16 protein-coding genes are annotated in these 18,022 nt (G+C 70.2%); 14 read left to right on the forward strand and 2 right to left on the reverse strand.

All coding sequences use genetic code 11. The features are described from left to right. Nucleotides 1–6: 6 nt before the first annotated feature. Entirely contained in the window at nt 7–723 is a 717-nt protein-coding gene (locus ACNTAO_RS07010; protein WP_435161250.1) for a phosphoglycerol geranylgeranyltransferase, read from the reverse strand. Nucleotides 724–811: 88 nt separating this feature from the next. Between ACNTAO_RS07010 and ACNTAO_RS07015 the strand changes: the two genes are divergently transcribed. From ACNTAO_RS07015 to ACNTAO_RS07060, 10 genes are all read left to right on the forward strand, one after another. Continuing rightward, nucleotides 812–1,396, forward strand: a complete 585-nt coding sequence (locus ACNTAO_RS07015) for a DUF7310 family coiled-coil domain-containing protein (protein WP_435161251.1) — start codon at nt 812–814, stop codon at nt 1,394–1,396. 54 nt (nt 1,397–1,450) lie between these two features. Beyond that, the gene (locus ACNTAO_RS07020) at nt 1,451–1,930 is read left to right on the forward strand and encodes a DUF7311 family protein (RefSeq protein WP_435161252.1); all 480 of its coding nucleotides are present in this window, start codon (nt 1,451–1,453) and stop codon (nt 1,928–1,930) included. A gap of 136 nt (nt 1,931–2,066) precedes the next feature. Further along, nucleotides 2,067–3,935: an ATPase, T2SS/T4P/T4SS family gene (locus ACNTAO_RS07025; RefSeq protein ID WP_435161253.1), complete on the forward strand. Its 1,869-nt coding sequence runs from the start codon at nt 2,067–2,069 to the stop codon at nt 3,933–3,935. A 62-nt stretch (nt 3,936–3,997) separates the two neighbouring features. Beyond that, the gene (locus ACNTAO_RS07030; RefSeq protein ID WP_435161373.1) at nt 3,998–5,794 is read left to right on the forward strand and encodes a type II secretion system protein; all 1,797 of its coding nucleotides are present in this window, start codon (nt 3,998–4,000) and stop codon (nt 5,792–5,794) included. A 64-nt stretch (nt 5,795–5,858) separates the two neighbouring features. Continuing rightward, a complete protein-coding gene (locus tag ACNTAO_RS07035) occupies nt 5,859–6,341 on the forward strand; it encodes a DUF7283 family protein (protein ID WP_435161254.1) in 483 nt (160 codons plus the stop codon). Continuing rightward, nucleotides 6,322–6,747 carry a DUF7285 family protein gene (locus tag ACNTAO_RS07040; protein WP_435161255.1) on the forward strand — a complete coding sequence of 142 codons (426 nt, stop codon included), beginning with the start codon at nt 6,322–6,324 and terminating at the stop codon, nt 6,745–6,747. Before ACNTAO_RS07035 ends, ACNTAO_RS07040 begins: the two co-directional genes overlap by 20 nt. Continuing rightward, the gene (locus ACNTAO_RS07045; RefSeq protein ID WP_435161256.1) at nt 6,744–7,295 is read left to right on the forward strand and encodes a DUF7284 family protein; all 552 of its coding nucleotides are present in this window, start codon (nt 6,744–6,746) and stop codon (nt 7,293–7,295) included. Before ACNTAO_RS07040 ends, ACNTAO_RS07045 begins: the two co-directional genes overlap by 4 nt. Beyond that, complete coding sequence (locus ACNTAO_RS07050) at nt 7,289–10,453, forward strand: DUF7286 family protein (protein ID WP_435161257.1); 3,165 nt, start codon at nt 7,289–7,291, stop codon at nt 10,451–10,453. Before ACNTAO_RS07045 ends, ACNTAO_RS07050 begins: the two co-directional genes overlap by 7 nt. An 87-nt stretch (nt 10,454–10,540) precedes the next feature. After that, entirely contained in the window at nt 10,541–11,011 is a 471-nt protein-coding gene (locus tag ACNTAO_RS07055; protein ID WP_435161259.1) for a DUF5791 family protein, read from the forward strand. After that, entirely contained in the window at nt 11,008–11,907 is a 900-nt protein-coding gene (locus ACNTAO_RS07060; RefSeq protein WP_435161260.1) for an NAD-dependent epimerase/dehydratase family protein, read from the forward strand. Before ACNTAO_RS07055 ends, ACNTAO_RS07060 begins: the two co-directional genes overlap by 4 nt. Before the next feature lie 63 nt (nt 11,908–11,970). Here the strand turns inward: ACNTAO_RS07060 and pan1 are convergent, their stop codons facing one another. Further along, nucleotides 11,971–13,188 carry a proteasome-activating nucleotidase Pan1 gene (gene pan1, locus ACNTAO_RS07065; RefSeq protein ID WP_435161261.1) on the reverse strand — a complete coding sequence of 406 codons (1,218 nt, stop codon included), beginning with the start codon at nt 13,186–13,188 and terminating at the stop codon, nt 11,971–11,973. A gap of 139 nt (nt 13,189–13,327) precedes the next feature. Here pan1 and ACNTAO_RS07070 point away from each other — a divergent pair, with 139 nt between their 5' ends. From ACNTAO_RS07070 to rad50, 4 genes are read left to right on the forward strand one after another with little or no spacing between them, the layout of a single operon-like run. After that, nucleotides 13,328–13,591, forward strand: coding sequence for a MarR family transcriptional regulator (locus tag ACNTAO_RS07070; protein WP_435161262.1), 264 nt, complete (start codon nt 13,328–13,330; stop codon nt 13,589–13,591). A 46-nt stretch (nt 13,592–13,637) separates the two neighbouring features. Next, nucleotides 13,638–14,054 (forward strand): DUF7966 family protein, encoded by a 417-nt coding sequence (locus ACNTAO_RS07075; protein ID WP_435161263.1) that lies wholly within the window; start codon nt 13,638–13,640, stop codon nt 14,052–14,054. Further along, nucleotides 14,051–15,337 (forward strand): DNA double-strand break repair protein Mre11, encoded by a 1,287-nt coding sequence (mre11, locus tag ACNTAO_RS07080; protein ID WP_435161264.1) that lies wholly within the window; start codon nt 14,051–14,053, stop codon nt 15,335–15,337. Before ACNTAO_RS07075 ends, mre11 begins: the two co-directional genes overlap by 4 nt. Next, nucleotides 15,334–18,021 (forward strand): DNA double-strand break repair ATPase Rad50, encoded by a 2,688-nt coding sequence (rad50, locus tag ACNTAO_RS07085; protein ID WP_435161265.1) that lies wholly within the window; start codon nt 15,334–15,336, stop codon nt 18,019–18,021. Before mre11 ends, rad50 begins: the two co-directional genes overlap by 4 nt. The last annotated feature ends 1 nt before the right edge of the window (nt 18,022 follow it).

Consider the following 18,022-nt stretch of genomic DNA (forward strand, 5'->3'; position numbering starts at 1 on the left):
GGTCGGCTACGCCGACGACGTCGGGGACGCGTCCTTCGCCGCCGCGACCGTCTCGCGGACGGCGTCGACCCCCTGGTCGTGGAGGAGGTCGCCGACGACGATCACGTCGCTGTGAGCCGCCATCCCGGCCGCGGAGTCGTAGTCGTGGATGCCGCCGCCGTAAAACAGGGTCGCGTCGTCGAGTGCCTCGTGGGCCGCGCCGACGACCGCCGGGTCGCCGTAGGTACCGGAGTACTCGAGGTAGACGATCTCTTGGCCGAACATCCGCTCGGCGACGGTCGCGTACGCCGCGACGTCGTCGGCGTCGAGCGCGCAGTCCGCGTCGGTGACCTCGGCGACGGAGGCCGCCGGATTCAACACGATGTACGCCTCGGTGTGCGTTCGATCCCAGTCGAGGTCGTCGATGCGGACCCACTCTTTGTGTGCACCCGTGATCCACATCGGGTCGCCGGCGTTGAACACCGTGGGGATGAGGTATCCCTCGAGCGCGGGCGAGTCGACGACGACCGCCGGGTTCGACGGCTCCTGGTAGAGCGGGACGTCGTAGGCGGCCGCGGCGTCGACGACGCGCGTCATCTTCTCGGCGGTGATGTCGAGCGTTCCCCCAATCTCGATCGCGTCGGTACCGGTCTGACAGACGTCCTCGAAGGTCTCTCCCTCACAGAGCGGCTTGTCTGGGTCGACCTTCAGCACGTGGTCCCAGTCGTCCCACGGTGTGCTCATCGAGTGAGGCTCCTCTGGGGGGAGCCAAAAAGGTACGGAACCGGACCGCGGGCGACGCGTTAAGTACCGAGACGACGCCACGCGGCGTATGCCGGCCGACCCAGTTGACCGTGGACCGACGACCGACAGCGGTGGAGCGCAAGCCGACAGCGGTGGAGCGCAAGCCGACAGCGGTGGAGCGACGACCGTGGATCGACTCGTCGAGCGGCTCGACGCAGTCGAGCGCGCACTCACCGGGAGCGATCGGCCCGTCGATTCGATCGCCGACGCGGCGGCCGCCGCCGACGAGCGCGCGTCGCTCGCGGACCGTCTCTCGACGGTGGAGACTCGCGTCGACGAACTCGAGGCGGCGACGCAGGCCGTTCGAGGCTACACGGGAGCCGTTCGCGCCGTCAATCGAGACGTCGAGCGACGGGCGGACCTCGCGCTCGCACGAGCGACGGCCGCACACGATGGGTACGCGGACGACGAGGAGGCGCTCGTCGGCGGAGACCGAGACCGGGCGGACACCACACGCCTCGACGAGAGCGCACTCGCGGCCGCGGTTCCGCCGGACGAGTCACGCACCGGTGCGGCGGCCGTCGGTGACGAGTCCACCCGTGACGACCCAACGCTCGACGACACGGCGTCGGTGACGAGCCGCGCGCTGGAGCGACTCCGTGAGCGCGTCTGAGCCGCACGGGTCGGGCCACGACACCGTCGAGTGCGACCGCCGGCGCGACCGACGGTGATCCGCGTCGTCACGACCGTCCTGCTCGCGGTCGCGTTGCTGGCCGTTTCGACGCCCGCTATCGACGACGCGAGGATGACGACATCGGTGGACCGGATCGAGTCGACGGCCGACCGGATCGAGCGCGCCGCGGGCGAGGTGGCCGCTAGCTCGGTCGCCGTCGCCGACCCAGCGCTGGCGGGGCGGTCCGTGCTCGTCGTCACCGCCCCAGGTGGGTTCACCGCCGCGTCGATCGACCACCTGCGGATCGTCGACGCGCCGGCGAATGCGACTCACCCCGACGTGGACGGCGTGCAGCTCGTCTACCGGTTCCGACACGGCCCGCGTCGGACGCTCCACGTCCCGCCGCCGACCGATGCGGTCGACGTCGACGTCGCCGGCGAGTCGGTCCCGCTGCGAACGAGCGGAGAGAGTCGGCTCGTACTCCGGCTCGTCGAGGCGGACGGTCCGACCGTCCGCATCGCCAGGGTGCGGTGAGCCGATACCATCAGCCGTCACCTACCAGCCACGCAGCCACGTCGACGGGCTACCCGACCCGACCTCGACCGGACTCACGCCCGTACCGGCTCGGTGAAGGCGACGGCTTATGTACGATACCGCGGCCAGCCACCGCATGCTGCCCGACCTCCCGTTTCGCGCCTCGGCGTCGGACGACGAGTCGTGTGACTGTGTGACGTCGTTCGACCGGCCGGTCGGGACCGGCGTCGACGACCGGGTCGTTCTCACGGTGGACGCGACGGCCTGTTCGGGCCGCGGCGACCTCGCCGCCAGTCCGTCGTGTCTCGCGACCGTCGTCGGGGCGCTCGCCGAACGCGACGCCGACGTCGTGCAGACCAGATGTGCGGGCGTCGAGCGAACGTACGCGGGACGCGCCGCGGCGTGTCTAGTCGCTGCCGGGCGGTTTCACGAGCAGATCGCGTTTCACGAGACGCGCCTCGCCGAGCGGGTACGACGCGATCCGGTCGGCGCCGCACGTGAGGCGACCGGACGAGCCGGACCGGCGAGCCGCATCGTAGCCGAGACGGGCCTCGAAGTCGCTGCCGGCGACGCGACGGAGACAGCAGCGGTGGTCCGTGCACACGTCGGGCCGACGGTGGCGTCCACGCGAATCGCCGCGGACCCGCCGCCGGGAGCCACACTCGTCGGTCGGTGGGATCTCGAGACGGGGGCGACCGTGCGGCGATACGAAGGCCGGGCGGACGCCCTCCCGACGTACCACCTCACTCCAACGTGGGCGGCCTTCGACGACGATACCCTCGCGACGCTCGCGGCCGCGGCCGAGCGACTGCTCGCCGACCCCGTCGGTGGGGACAGGGCACCGGGACGAGCAGTTCGATCGGTCGCGGGCGAGTCGGACCCAGTTCCCGAGCTCGTCGACGTACTCCGTCGACACACCCGAGGGTACGGGGCACTCGAACACGTGTTCGCCGACGAGCGAGTGAGCGACGCGACGGTGTCGGCGCCGGTCACGGCGAACCCTCTCCGCGTCGTGCTCGACGGCGAGCGCTGCCGGACGAACGTCCGGCTGCCGCCGGCGGGTGCGGCGACGCTCGCCTCGCGGCTCCGTCGGACGAGCGGTCGAGCGTTCTCACGGGCGGCGCCGACGCTCGACGCGTCGATCGACGCCGAGGCGGGGACGGTTCGGGTGGCGGCGACCACGACGCCGGTGAGCGACGGGCTCTCGTTCACGTTCCGACGTGGCGACCCCGAGGCGTGGACGCTCGAGCGGCTCGTCGAGGCCGGCACGCTCTCGCTCGAGGCGGCCGGACTCCTCTCGGTTGCCGTCGAACGCGGTGTCGCCGGCCTCGTCGCGGGGGGCCGCGGCGCCGGAAAGACCACCACGCTCGGGGCGCTTCTGTGGGAACTCCCGGCGAGCACGCGGGCGATCCTGATCGAGGACACGCCGGAACTCCCCGCGAGTGCGCTCGCCGAAGCCGGAAGGGACGCCCAGCGGCTCAGCGTCGGCGACGGTGCGGGCCCGGAGGCGAGCGAGGCCGTGCGGACCGCGCTCCGACTCGGGAGTGGAGCGCTGGTCGTCGGAGAAGTTCGAGGCGAAGAGGCCGCTGCGCTCTACGAGGCGATGCGGGTCGGTGCAGCGGGTGAGACGGTTCTCGGAACGATCCACGGAGAGAACCCGACGGCGGTCGAAGAACGAGTCGTCACCGACCTCGGTGTTCCGCCCTCGTCGTTCGCCGCGACGGACCTCCTCGTGGTGCTCGACGCCCACCGCGTGGTGACGATAACGGAGGTGACCGGTCACGACGACGAGGTTGCATTTCACCCGTTGTTCGAGCGACGGGCCGAGGGACTCGTATCGACGGGGCGAATCGACCGTGGTGAGAGCCGGCTCGTCGCGTCGCTCGCCCGAGCCGACGAGTCGTACGCGTGCGTCCGGCAGCAGCTCGAGCGGCGAACCGAGCGGCTCGCACCCACCGTCGAACGTCGCCCGGTCGGGGTCGGACGGCAGGGAGACGAGCAATGACCCGAGACACCACACGACGCACCGGTCGCCACTGGGAGGAGCTGACGCGCGTCGTCAACGCAATGCGGGCCGCCGTCGGAGCCGCAGAGGAGTCTGGCCGCGACCACACCGCGATGGCGGGGTCTGCAGAACTCCGCAGGGCGATGGGATTTCTCGGGTGGCACCGCGACGCGTCGTGGATCGTCGCGGCGGGCTACCGGGCGGGAGTGGTCGTCGGACTGCTCGCGGTCGTCGTCACGGCGGTGCTCTCCAGGCCGCTCGTCGGACTCGTCGTGGGTACTGCCCTCGGACTCGCGACGACGCACGCCGTCCACCGGGCACCGGTGTGGCTCGCCACGCTCCGCCGGACGCGGGCGCTCGGAGCGGCACCCGGGCTCGTCGGCCGGCTGGTGTTGTGTATGCGTCTCGATCCGTCGACCGAGCGAGCGGTTCGATTCGCTGCGAGGACTGGGCAAGGTCCGCTCGCGCGAGCGCTCGCACGTCACGAACGCCGGAGTGTGAACGCGCCGACGAGCGGGCTCCGATCGTTCGCACACGAGTGGCGAGGGTGGTTTCCAGCGATAGAGCGAGCGTCGACGCTCCTCCGCACCGCGGCGGCCGCGCCACCGGAGCGACGCGGGCGGTCGCTCGACCGTGCGCTCGAGGCGACGCTCACTGGAACGACGGAGCGGCTGGCGGCGTTCGTGGGCGCAGTCGAGGGACCCGTGTCGGCGTTGTACGCCTTCGGGGTGTTGTTACCGCTCGCGTTCGTCGCGCTGTTGCCGGCCGCAGCCGCCTCCGGAGTGCCGCTTCCGGCGTCGGTCGTCGCCGGACTCTACCTCGTCGTCCTCCCCGTAGCGCTGGTGGCGGCCGGCGCGTGGCTGCTCGCGAGGCGGCCGGTCGCGTTCCCACCACCACGAGTCGGGGGCGACCACCCGGCGGTGCCAGACCGGCGGGTGCGCGCGGTCGTCGTTGGGGGACTCGCTGCGACCGGTGTGGGGATCGTGACGGGCACGATCGTGGCACGATGGGCCGCACCGGTCGGTGCGGCCGGCGTCGGAGTCGGAGTCGCGCTCCTCGTCGCCGTCCGACCGCGCCGGATCGTCCTCGCGAGGGTCAAAGCGACCGAGTCCGGACTGCCGGACGCGATGACGGTCGTCGGCGGGGCGGTCGCCGAAGGGGTCGCCGTGGAACGGGCGATTGCGAGCGCTGGTGACCGGCTGACCGGAGCGACCGGCGACCTCTTCGCCCGCGCCGGCCGGCGCAGTGACACGCTCAGGGTCGACGTACGTGAGGCGTTCATCGGAGAGGGCGGACCGGCGGCGACGGTGCCGTCACCACGGGTACACGGCGCCGTCGCGCTGTTGGCCATCGCAGCACGCGAGGGACGACCGGCCGGGGACGTGGTGTTAGAACTCGCAGACCAGCTCGAACGACTTCGTGAGCTGGAGCGTGACGCGCGCCGACAGCTGGCGACGGTGACGGGGACGCTCTCGAACACCGCCGCCGTGTTCGCACCGCTCGTCGGCGGTGCGACGGTCGCTCTCGCGACGGGGATCGACGCCGCGGGCGTCGATGGACTTCGTTCACTCTCTACCGGCGTGGGTGCCGCTGCCCCAGCGGACGGGAATGAGCTCGTCGGCGTCACGCCGAGGGGATCACCCGGCGACGAGGCTGGCTCTGGTCCGCTCCCGATCCCGGTGCTCGGCCAGATCGTCGGAGCGTACACGCTCCAGCTCGCGGTGATACTCACCGCCCTATCGACCGGTCTCGAGCGGGGGTTCGACGCGACACTCGTGACGTACCGCGTCGGAATCGCGCTGCCGACGGCGACGGTCACCTACCTCGTCGCGTTCGTCGCGGCCGGGCTGTTGTGGTGAACACGAGTGCCGAGACGACGAACAGACCCGACAGCTTATGTATCGAACCGCGGCCACCGTCGCCGTGTTCGAGATACACGCAGACGCCACGTACACCTGGGTCGGGCTCGCAGCCGTGAGCGTCGTCGTCTTCGGCGTCGCTGCGACGTTACCGACGGCGCCGCCGCCGGACGCGACGCGGCTCGCCCACACCGTCGACTCGGTCGCGACCGCCGAGTACGCCGCAACCGCGGAACACGGCATCGCGGCGGAGCGGATCCGAGTCACCCCACGGCGGATTGCCCTCGCGAGCGACGGCGGCACCGCGAGCGCGACGCTGCGCGGTGCGCCGATCACGCCCGTTCTACCGTCGGCGACGGCCGAGCACGCGCGACTTAGGCGGGTGCTCGATGGGGTTCCACCGGACCGCGTGTTCGACGACCCAGCAACCTTCCACGAGGCGGCGACGCGGGCACGCGACGCCGACCACCGGTGGGACCGCGCACCGGACCGCCTAACCGTTAGAGCAGTGACGTACGGAGGCCACCGTGTCACGCTGGTCGGGTGACTCGACCGACGGCGCGGCGCGGGCCGCCGTAGAGCCGATCGCCGCACTCGTCGGCGTCCTCGCCGTCGGCGCGGGGCTCGCGTTCTACGTCGTCGCGCTCGACGCTGCGACGCCGACACCCGTGGATCGATCGGCCGACGCCGCGCTCGACGTCGTCGAACGTGAGCTGACGGTCGGTGGGATCGTTCGTCCGAGCCGACGGCACGACCTCGAGTGGCAGACCCCGGTGACCGTCGAAATCGAGACCGACCGCCGCACGTGGCGGACCGGTCTCGGTGGGGCGGTGCCACGTCCTGCTGGCGAGCTGGACCCGCGCGAAGCGGTGGTCGCAACACGACCGGTATCCGTCGCCATCAGGCCCGGCGAGACGGTAAGCGGGCGGCTCCGCGTGGCGGTGCACCGATGACGAGCACCGTGCTCGACGTAACCGTGCTGCTGCTCTGTGTGTCGGCGAGCGTCGTCGTCCTCGGCGGCGTTGACGTCGACCCAGGACCCTCTGGGGGAACGGCCGCGGACGCCGCCGACCGGCTCACCACCGAGACGGCGACCGTCAGGTACGCCGTGGACGGCGGGGATGGCGGGCACCGATCCGTCCACGCCACACTCGTCGAGCTGCTCGTCGCGGCGGTAGACGTCGAGACGGAAGCCGACACGACGGCGGCCCGATTTCGATCGCTGGCGTTCGAGACGGTGGCAGACGCGCTCGGGGCTCGCACACGGGTCGACGTTCGACGACCGATCCGGTCGGTCGACCGAACGGCAGCGACGGCCGCAGGAAACGACGAGGTCGGCGGCGAGCGTGTCACGGGCGTCGTCGACGAGGCGGCGACGATGGCCAGCGTCGGCTCGCTTCCTCCACGGGACGCAGACGTCAGTGTGGCCGTCGTACGACACCCGGCGTCGGTTGCGCGTGCCGAAACCGAGCCGTTACGCATCGTGGTTCGGGTGTGGTAGTGATGGGTAAGCGGAGGGATCGAAGCCAGGCGTGGAAGGGCCGCCGTCGTACGGTGTCGATTGCAGACGACGACCGGGGACGGGTGCCCTTCGCGCTGGTCGGCGTGTTGTTGCTGGTGAGCGCCTCGACGTACGCGGCAGGCCTCACGGACCAGGGACTCGTGAGCGAGAATCGGAGCGTCGAGCGGGCGGTCGACCGCGTAGACGCGGACGCGACGGCTGCGCTCAGACACGCTGCACGCGAGGCAGCGTACACCGCCGCCGCCAGACCAGTAGTGCGACCGGTACGAACGTCGGTGCGACAGAGTGGTGCCGGTACGGCTGCCGTCCGGCCGGGTACCGCGTTCGAAGACGCCTTTCGGATACGGGCGGCGCTCGCCGGCCACCGGGCACTCACCGCGGTGAACGCGTCGGTCGGTGGTGTCACGGCGACCGCTCGGTTCGACCGACTCGAGTCACCGCTCACACCCGACGACGTAGTGACGCTCCGCGAGCAGGTCGACGTGGGGTCCACCGCAGACGGGACCGCGACCCGGGTCGTCTTCGAGAACGTGACGATCCGCGCGACCCGCGACGGTCGGACGGTCGCCGAGCAGACGCGCGATCGAGCCGTCGTCGTCGCCGTACCGACGCTCGCCGCACACGAGCGGACCGAGCGATTCGAACGACGGCTGAACGCCGGCCCGGTCGAAGGACCGGGACTGGGCCGTCAGCTGACCGCGAGCCTCTACCCGATCACGTGGGCCCGTGGCTACGGCCAGTACGGGAAGGTGCCGATCCAGAACGTGTTGTCGAATCGACACGTAGAACTCTCGACGAACGCGGGGATCGTTCGCGTCCAACGAGACGTGTTCGGTACGAGCGACCCGGACGCGCGCGGAGGGGTGGCCGCGGCGACGGCGCGGACGGGAATCACGGACCTGCTCGCACCGACCCCGCTCGACGAGGCCGCCTGGAGCGACGCCGTGATCGGGGCACCGACGCCGTCTCCGGCGTCCGGCCGCGATGGGTTCGCGGCTGCGCGGTCCCACACCGACGAGACACGGCGCGTCGCTGTCGGACACGCGGCCGACGCCGCCGCAGTCGAGATCTACGACGCGATCGAGACGATCGCTCGTAGGAGCCATCGCGTCGAGGCCACACTCGTGGTCGACGCCGACCGGGTCAGCGACGGCGGTCGTCCGCGGCCACCACACCCTGCCCCCACACAAGACGGGTGGTCGCGCGTCGACGTGGACGTCGAAGAGACGGTTAGCGTCCGTCCGGCCCGCACCGTGCCGGATGCGGTGCCGGCCGGGCTCGTCCGACCCGGCGAGCGGGTCAATTTCGGTGAGGTGACGCGCACGGTCGTCGTCGAGCGGACCGTCGTGAGTCGCTGGAGACGGGTCGTCGAGCAGACGTACTCGGTTCCGGTCCCGGGTGGCCCGCCGGTGACGGCGACCCGTGAGGTCACCGTAGGATTACGCACGACGCGAGCGAGTGCGACCGACCGGTACCGAGTCGAGGTCGCAGTCCGAGGGGCACACGCCCCACGCGACGACGCCCCCCGACGGCCGGCGGTGACGTTCGGTGCGGGTACCGGCTACGGCGGGGCAGACCTCGGCGACACGCCGGCAGCGGCCAGAGCGTCGCTCGGGGTCGCGACGGCGGCGTCTGTCGACCGGCTCGCCGAGCGCGCGGTCGAATCGGGCGACATCCGGCGGTCGACGGTCGTCTACGGACGATCGACACGACGCGCCCACGACCACATCGCGGCCGACCTCGAGGAGGTGCGAGCCGACGTCGAAGCGATCGACACCGACCTTTCGATGGAGTCGATGGCCCGGGGAGCGGCGACGCCGTACGCGAAGCTCGCAGCGCGGGTGCGGGACGACCGCCGACGGCTGGTCGACGCGCCGTCGACGTACGACGGCGCAGCGGACCGGGCCAGGGTCGCCGTGCGGGCCGCCTACGTCGACGCCGTCCTCGCGGAGCTGTCGGCCGCGAGCGAGAGACGTGAGACGACGACGAGTGCGCTGTTCGAGCGGGTCGAGAAGGCGTTCGGTGGGCCGTCTGTCGGCGAGGTGCTCGCGAGTCGAGAGGCGGCACGGGACGTCGACCCGTACACAGTCGGCGCAAACGGGCCCGGCGGTGCCGTCACCTTCGTTCCAGACGCCGCACCGGGCTACCTCCCGCGGACGACCGTCGACGGCTCGTCAGTCGACGCGATCGACGGATCGGTACGGCCCCTCGCAACGCGAAACGTCAACTACGTCACCGTGCCGTACAGCGACGTGTCGGCCGGGATCGTGGACCGACTGCTCGGTGACGGCGGCCGGGTCGACGTCGGGGCCGCCGGGCGGGCGCTACTCGCCGCAGACCACGCGCTCGCCGCCCGACCAGATCCGGACCTCCGTGCCGACAGGAGTGTACTCGCACGGAGCGTCGAGGCGTCGCTGCGAACCGTTGACCGGGCGCTCGTCGACGCGATCGCCGAGCGAACGACCCTGTCGCGCGCACAGCGGCGGGCAGCCGTCTCGACCGTGAAAGCGATGTACGGCGACGTCGGAGCCAGGGCGATCGCCGTGAGCGACGGTGCCTACGCAGACGCGGTCGCGGACGAGGTAGCCCGGATCGGCGGGTTGACCGCCGGCGAACGCCGCGCACTCGCGGCTCGACTTCGGGTGGCGAGTGCGACCGCGACCGGTCGGGACGACGTCCGAATCCCGGCGAGTCTCGTCGACGAGCCGGCACAGCTAGCTCGCGAGCAGATGCGGGCGGAGCTGGCTGGCGCCATCGAGACGGGTGCAGAAGCAGCCGTCACGAACGCCACAGAGCGGTGGGCGCCGAATTCGACGCCTCGCGTCGGCGCCGGGCTGCCGGTGGCACCGATGCCCGCGTACTGGGTCGCCACGGTGAACGCCTGGCGCGTTCAGGTCCGTGGTTCGTACCCACGATTCACGCTCACCGCCGACGTCGGGCCGCCGAACCGCCGGTTCGAGTACGTGCGCGAGGCCGCGGCAGTGACCGTGACCGTCGGCGGTGACACGATCCAGCTGGGTACGAACGAGCCGGTGGCGTTCGAAACCGGGACGGTGATCGTCGTTGCGGTCCCGCCGGGCCCGCCCGGCGTCGGCGACGTCGACGGCACCCGTGACGAGCGCTCGCCGGGGTGGTAAGCGTGAGCGGCGCCGTCGGCGAGCGGGGTGGCGGGGCGCCGGCAGCGTGACCGGTGGCGTTTTGAGCCGTCGAGTCGGAAACCCGGTATGTTCCACGAATGCGTCGAGTCGGCCGCCACCCAGGACGCGGGTGCGGGCGATGGCGATGCCGATGCGGGCGACGCGCTCGAAGCCGACTCGCTGTTGGCGGCGTTCGAGGCGCGCCTGCACGAGGCGCTGGAGGGCACCGACCACGACCGGATCGTCGCGGAGACGAGGCTCGCTTCGAGCGAGGTCGCGGCGGTCGCCGACGGCGACGTGGCGACGCTCAGCGTCGAAGCGGGGGCCGCGGTGTTCGCCACTACCGCCGAGCGCGACGTCGACGCGATCGTCGCCGAACTCAGGGACTACCTGCTGATGGGGATGACGACGGCGGTGCTCGACGTCGACACCATCGCCGCGGAGATAGACGCCGACCTCACCGGCCAGGAGGTACAACAGGCGCTCGAGGGGCGCACGGCGATGACGCTCGAACAGCTCGCAGACGTGCTGGCGGTCATCGAGCGGCGAAAGCGATGAGGGCCGTCGTCGTCGGCTGTGGGTACGTCGGGTGTGCACTCGCCGGGCAGCTCGCCGACGCCGGACACGAGGTCGTCGGTGTGCGACGATCGACGGCTGGACTGGAGCGTGTCACGGCGATCGACGAGTCGGTCGACGCGGTGCGAGCAGACGCGACGGTGCCAGCCACACTGGATTCGCTGCCCGATGCCGACGCAGTCGTGTTCGCCGCCAGTGCCGGCGGGCGCGGCGCGGACGTCGCACGCGAGGTCTACGTCGAGGGACTACGGAACGTGCTCGAGGAGTACGGCACGCGGGCAACGCCCCCGGACCGGCTCGTGTACACCTCTTCGACCGGCGTCTACGGGGACCACGACGGCGGGTGGGTCGACGAGACGACGCCGATCGAGCCGACGACGGCGAAGACACGCGTGCTCGCGACGGCCGAGACGGTCGCGCTGACCGAGACCGAAGCGTACGGCATCGACGGGACGGTGGCGCGGTTCGCGGGGCTCTACGGACCAGACCGATATCGGCTCGACCGGTACCTCGACGGACCGGTCACTGCCGGCTACCTCAACATGGTCCACCGCGACGACGCGGCGGGCGCGGTGCGGTACCTCCTCGAGGCCGACGTCGCCCGCGGCGAGCCGGTGGTCGTCGTCGACGACGAACCGGTGGACAAACACGCGTTTGCCGACTGGCTCGCCGCGGAGTGTGGCGTCGACGCGCCGCCGAAGCGGTCGAAGGCGGAGCGGATCGCGGACGGCGACCTCTCGACTGCAGCGGCACGGCGGATACGGACGAGCAAGCGGTGTTCGAACGAGAAACTACGGGCGCTCGGCTACGAGTTCGTGTATCCGACGTTTCGAACGGGATACCGTGCCGCGGTCGAGGCGTACACCGAATCAGTCTAGTCGGCCGCGGCGTGTCGGCCAGGCGCGTTGAGACCGTGCGCTTCGGTCCGACGCGTCGGCATATCAGGCGAACGCGAGCGAGTCGTCCGCGCCCGTGTCGGTGTCCTGTTGCAGCTTCTCGTACGCCTCGAGGAAGTCGGCGTCGGTGACCGTGGTGCGGTCGTCGCGGATGGCGAACATCCCCGCTTCCGTGCAGATCGCCTTGATGTCGGCACCGGAGGCGTCCTCGACCATCGCAGCGAGCTGCGTGAAGTCGATGTCCTCGGCGAGGTTCATCTTGCGGGTGTGGATCTGGAAGATGATCTCACGGCCGGCGGTGTCCGGCTTGGGCACCTCGATGAGCCGGTCGAACCGACCGGGACGCAAGATGGCGGGGTCGAGCATGTCGAAGCGGTTGGTGGCCGCGATGATCCGCACCTCGCCGCGCTCGTCGAAGCCGTCCATCTCCGAGAGTAGCTGCATCATGGTGCGCTGGACCTCGGCGTCACCGGAGGTCTTCGAGTCGGTCCGCTTCGAGGCGATAGCGTCGATCTCGTCGATGAAGATGACCGCGGGCTGGTTCTCACGGGCGACTTCGAACAGGTCACGGACCAGCTTCGCCCCCTCGCCGATGAACTTGTGGACGAGTTCGGAGCCGGCCATCTTGATGAACGTGGCGTCGGTCTCGTTTGCGACCGCCTTCGCTAGCATCGTCTTGCCCGTACCCGGGGGCCCGTACAGCAGGACGCCACTCGGCGGGTGGATACCGACGTCTTCGAACATCTCTGGGTGTTCGAGCGGCATCTCGACGGTCTCACGCACCTCCTGCATCTGGTCTTGGAGGCCGCCGATGTCCTCGTAGCTGACGTCGGGCGAGTGTTCGACCTGCATCACGCGCGCTCTGACGTCGGTCTCCTTTTCGAGTTTCTTGACGATCGAGAGCGAGTTGTTGACCGCGACGCGGTCGTCGGGCTCGACCTCCCGGCGCATCTCGGCGGTGATCTCCGTGAGCGCCTCTTGATTGTTGCCGTGCTGTTTGATCACCGCGCCGTCCTCGGTGAGCTCTTGTACCGTGGCGACGAAGAGCGGCGACTGTTTCAGCTTCTTGTTCTCGTGGGTGAGCCGTTCGAGCTTCTGCTGGTACTTGTTGTTCTCGGCGTTGGCGTCGAGCAGCTTGTCGCGCATCTCCTCGTTTTGCGACTCGAGCACCTCGAGACGATCCTGGAGCGTCTCGATCTTCTCCTGTCTCGACGCCGACCCTTCGTCGTACGGCATGTCGACGTCGTCGACGGTATCACTCATTACACGATATAAGACGACTCGCAGATAAGAGGCTTCGGGTGGGGGCACGTTCGCGGGTGACTGCCGATCGCGCTATTTCCTATGGTAATATATTTGGATAGCAAATATTATTATCCGGCATGAGTGAGGGACGGTACGCATGAGTGCCACGGATACCGTCGCGGTCGACGAAGCGTCCGCAGACCGATGGGAGCCGATTCGCGATCTCCCGCCGAGCGCGAAGCTCGTTGCAAAGGTCCTCGATTACAACGACACGCTGACACAGAGCGAGCTCGCGGCGGAGACACTGTTGCCGCCACGAACCGTCCGATACGCGCTGTCCCGACTGGAGGACGCAGACGCGGTCGACGCGCGGTTCTCGTTCACCGACGCTCGCAAGCGGGTATACACGCTCTCGATTTGAGCTACTGCGGGCGACAGTTCACGTACGAGGACGCACCACTGCCGGTATGGTCTCGACGGCCGACGTCAAACGCGCCCTCCGGGCGCTCGCGTTGCGAACAGAGACGGCGACCCGTCCATACGCGGCGGTGATAGACGAGGGGGACGCAGCCAGAGACGACCTCCGCCGGGCTGCTGGGTTCGTGAGTGCCGTGGGTCTCGACCGGCTCGAGAGCGCTGTGGACGCGGCGGCCCGCGCGGGAGACGACGAGCGGACCGTCCGCGGGCGCGATGCACTTGCCGCGTACCGTCGGTTCTGCGACGCTGCCCGTGCGTCGGCACCCGCACCTGCGTCCACGGACTCGGCGGCGTCGGGGTGTCGATCGGCCGCCGAGCCGGTCGGTCTCGAAGACGAAGGCGCCGAGACGGCCCGTCACGGCCCCGGAACCACTAAGCCTCCGACGAGTGAATCATCGGAGCGATGACACGGGTGATACACACCGGCGACACCCACATCGGGTACGCGCAGTACCACTCGCCGGTTAGACGTCAGGACTTCCTCGAGGCGTTCGACGCCGTCGTCGACGACGCGATCGACGACGACGTCGACGCCGTGGTGCACGCGGGCGACCTCTTTCACGACCGGCGGCCGGCGCTGTCGGACCTCATGGGGACGATTCGCGTCCTCAGGCGGCTCGCAGACGCCGCTATCCCGTTCCTCGCCGTCGTCGGCAACCACGAGGCGGCTCGCGGCGGCCAGTGGCTCGACCTCTTCGAGCGACTCGAACTGGCGACGCGACTCGGCGACGAGCCGGTCACGGTCGACGACACCGCGTTCTACGGGCTCGATCACGTCCCGGTCTCCCGACGAGACGAGCTCGGGTACGACTTCGTGTCGCACGACGCATCGTACGCCGCGCTCGTCGCCCACGGCCTCTTCGAGCCCTTCGCACACGCAGATTGGGACACGGAGACGGTGCTCGAAGAGAGCGACGTCGACTTCGACGCGGTGTTGCTCGGCGACAACCACACGCCCGGGCGGGCCGAGGTCGCCGACACGTGGGTCACCTATCCGGGGTCGACGGAGCGTGCGAGCGCGAGCGAGCGCGACGGGCGCGGCTACAACCTCGTTCGGTTCGACGAGGCGGCCGCCGCCGGCGACGACCGGGTCGAGATACGCCGACGGGCACTCGAGACGCGGCCGTTCGTCTTCGTCGAGGTCGACCTCGACGCCAGCGAGGGGGAGCCGGCGGTCCGCGAGCGCGTGCGCCAACACGACGTGACGGACGCGGTCGTGCTCGTCGAGGTGACCGGCGACGGCGACCCGATCACCCCGGCGGCGGTCGAGGCGTTCGCGACCGACCGGGGGGCGCTCATCGCCCGGGTCTCAGACCGGCGAACGGTCGAGACCGACGAGTCGGTCGACGTCCACTTCGCCGACCCCGAGTCGGCTGTCCGCGAGCGCGTCGAGTCGATGGGGCTCTCTGCGGCCGCCCTCGACGTCGACGACGCGGTTCGATCGCCGGCGGTCGCCGACAGCAACGTCCGCGAGACGGTGAAAGCTCGGGTGACGGACCGGCTCGAGGACCCGTCGGCGTTCGTCACGGCGGAGGAGACCGAACCGACAGAAGACGACCGCGACACTGCCGGCGTCGACGACGAGAGCGACACTGCCGGCGTCGACGACCGTCGTGACGCGAACGACGCAGACGGACCGACAGAGACGACGCCCGCCGACGGCCAGGTCTCCATGGAGGACTACCTGTGAGGTTCGAGCGAATCCGACTCAGAAACTTCAAACCGTACGGCGACGCAGACCTGCGGCTCACGGAGGGCGTCACGGTCATCCACGGCCTCAACGGGAGCGGCAAGTCGTCGCTGCTCGAGGCCTGTTTCTTCGCACTGTACGGCTCGAAGGCGCTGGAGGGGACTCTCGATGAGGTCGTCACGAACGGCGAAGACGAGACCGAACTCACGCTCTGGTTCACCCACGACGGCGTCTCCTACCGCGTCGACCGGCGACTACGCGAGTACGACGACCGGGTCGACCACGACTGTACGCTTGAGGCGACCGACGGCACAGAGACGACTCGCGACGGAGCGACTGCGGTGCGACGGTTCGTGACGGAGCTGCTCCGGATGGACGCCGACGCCTTCGTCAACTGCGCGTACGTGCGACAGGGCGAGGTGAACGCGCTGATCAACGCGACGCCGAGCCGGCGACAGGACATCATCGACGACCTGCTCCAACTCGGGGTGTTAGAGGAGTATCGCGAACGGGCGGGCGACGCACGACTGGGCGTCGAAGACGTGTTGAACGCCAAGCGGGCCGTCCTCGAGGAGAAAGAGAGCCGAATCGAAACGAAAGCCGAGGAAGATCCACACGAGCGACTCAACGGGCTCGAGTCGAAGCTGACGGACGTCGAGGCGACGATCGATCGGTACGAGACGCAACGCGAGCGGGCGAAGGCGTCGCGCGACGAGGCCGCAGCGACGCTCGAGACACACGAAGAACAGCGCGCCGAGCTCGAGGAGATCGACGAGGAGGTCGACGCGATCGAGTCGGCGATACGAGAGACGGAGCGCGAACGCGAGGCACACCGTGAGGCGATCACCGAGGCACGCGAGGCGATCGAGAGCGCCACCGACGAGCTTCGAGCACACCTGGAGACGGCCGGACTCGACGAGGCGACCGACGAGGCGATCGCCGAGCGACGAGCCGAACTCGACGAGCGCGCGGCGACGGTGCGCGAGTCGCTCGACGAGCGCCGGGTGAACGCGGAGGCGTTTCGCAACCAGGCAGCGAACCTCGCGGAGAAGGCAGACGACAGCGCTGAGCGCGCAGCGGAGGCGACGCGAGCGGCCGCCGAGCTCGAGGAAGCGGCCGAGGAGGCCGAAGCGGAAGCGACCGCGCACGACGAACGGATCGCAGAGCTACGAGACGAAGCGGAGACGCTTCGAGAGCGGTTCGTGACGGCTGACGTCGAGCGCGACGCGGTCGCCGAGCGACTGGAGACCCTCCGTGAGCGACGCGGAACGGTCCGCGAGCGGATCGCGACGCACGCCGCCGACCTGGAGAACGCCCGCGAACGCGTCGCCGAGGCCGAGGCGCTGCTCGACGCCGGAAAGTGCCCGACCTGTGGGCAGTCGGTCGACGACGCCCCGCACGCGACGGGTATCGACACCGATCGCCAGCGGGTCGACGAGCTGTCGAGCGCACTCGAGGACGCCCGCGAACGCGAACAGACGCTCGACGAGCAGATCGAACGGGTCGAGACGCTCGTCGAGACGGCCTCGCGGCTCGACACGATCGACGAGCAGACGACGCGGTTGGCCGACGAGGCCGAGTCGGCGCGGGCGACCGCCGAGGAACACCGTGCGTCCGCCGAGGCGAAGCGGGAGCGGGCCGCCGAGCTGGAGGCAGAAGCGGCCGATCTCCGCACGGTCGCCGACGACAAGCGCGAGGCGGCCGAGACGGCCGCCGACCGGGTCGACGAGCTCGAGGACGATCGTGAGGCCATCGAGGCGTCTCGCGCGGCGGTCGGGGACGTCGAGGACCGGCTCGACCGCATCGACGAGCTCGAGGCGACGGTCGAGCGGCGGCGCGAGAAGCGCGCGGACCTCGACGCGGTGAACGACGAGCGACGCGACCGACTCGCCGACAAGCGCGCGCGCCGCGACGAGCTCCGCGAGGCAGTCGACGAGGAGGCGATCGAGGCGGCTCGTGAGCGGCGGGCGGAGGCCGAGGCGTACCTCGAGCGGGTGGACGAAGAGCTCGACCGGCTCGACGGCGAGCGAAGTGACCTCCAGAGCGCCATCGGGAGCGTTCGTGGCGAGATCGAGGCGCTCGAGACGCTCCGCGAGGAGCGGGACGCGCTCGCCTCGACGGTCGCCGACCTGGAGTCGCTCTACGAGGAGGTCGCCGACCTCGAGTCGACGTACGGCGACCTCAGGGCGGAGCTGCGCCAGCGAAACGTCCGCGAACTCGAGCGGACACTGAACGAGACGTTCGAGCTAGTGTACGGCAACGACGCCTACTCACACATCGAGCTGGACGGGCAGTACGCACTCACGGTCTACCAGAAGGACGGGGAGGCACTCGACCCCGACCAGCTCTCCGGCGGCGAGCGGGCACTGTTCAACCTCTCGTTGCGCTGTGCGATCTATCGGCTCCTCGCAGAGGGGATCGAGGGCGCGGCACCGACGCCGCCGTTGATCCTCGACGAGCCGACGGTGTTTCTGGACGCCGGGCACGTCTCACGGCTCGTCGACCTCATCGAGGAGATGCGCGGGTTCGGCGTCCGCCAGATCGTGATCGTGAGCCACGACGACGAGCTCGTCGGCGCCGCAGACGAACTCGTCACCGTCGAGAAGGATCCGCGGACGAACCGGTCGACCGTCACGCGCGCCGACGTCGTCGGCGTAGCGGCGGCGTCACCCGGCGGCGACTGAC

The sequence above is a fragment of the Halorubrum zhoui genome (genome assembly GCF_051194155.1).
Taxonomy (GTDB): Archaea; Halobacteriota; Halobacteria; order Halobacteriales; family Haloferacaceae; genus Halorubrum.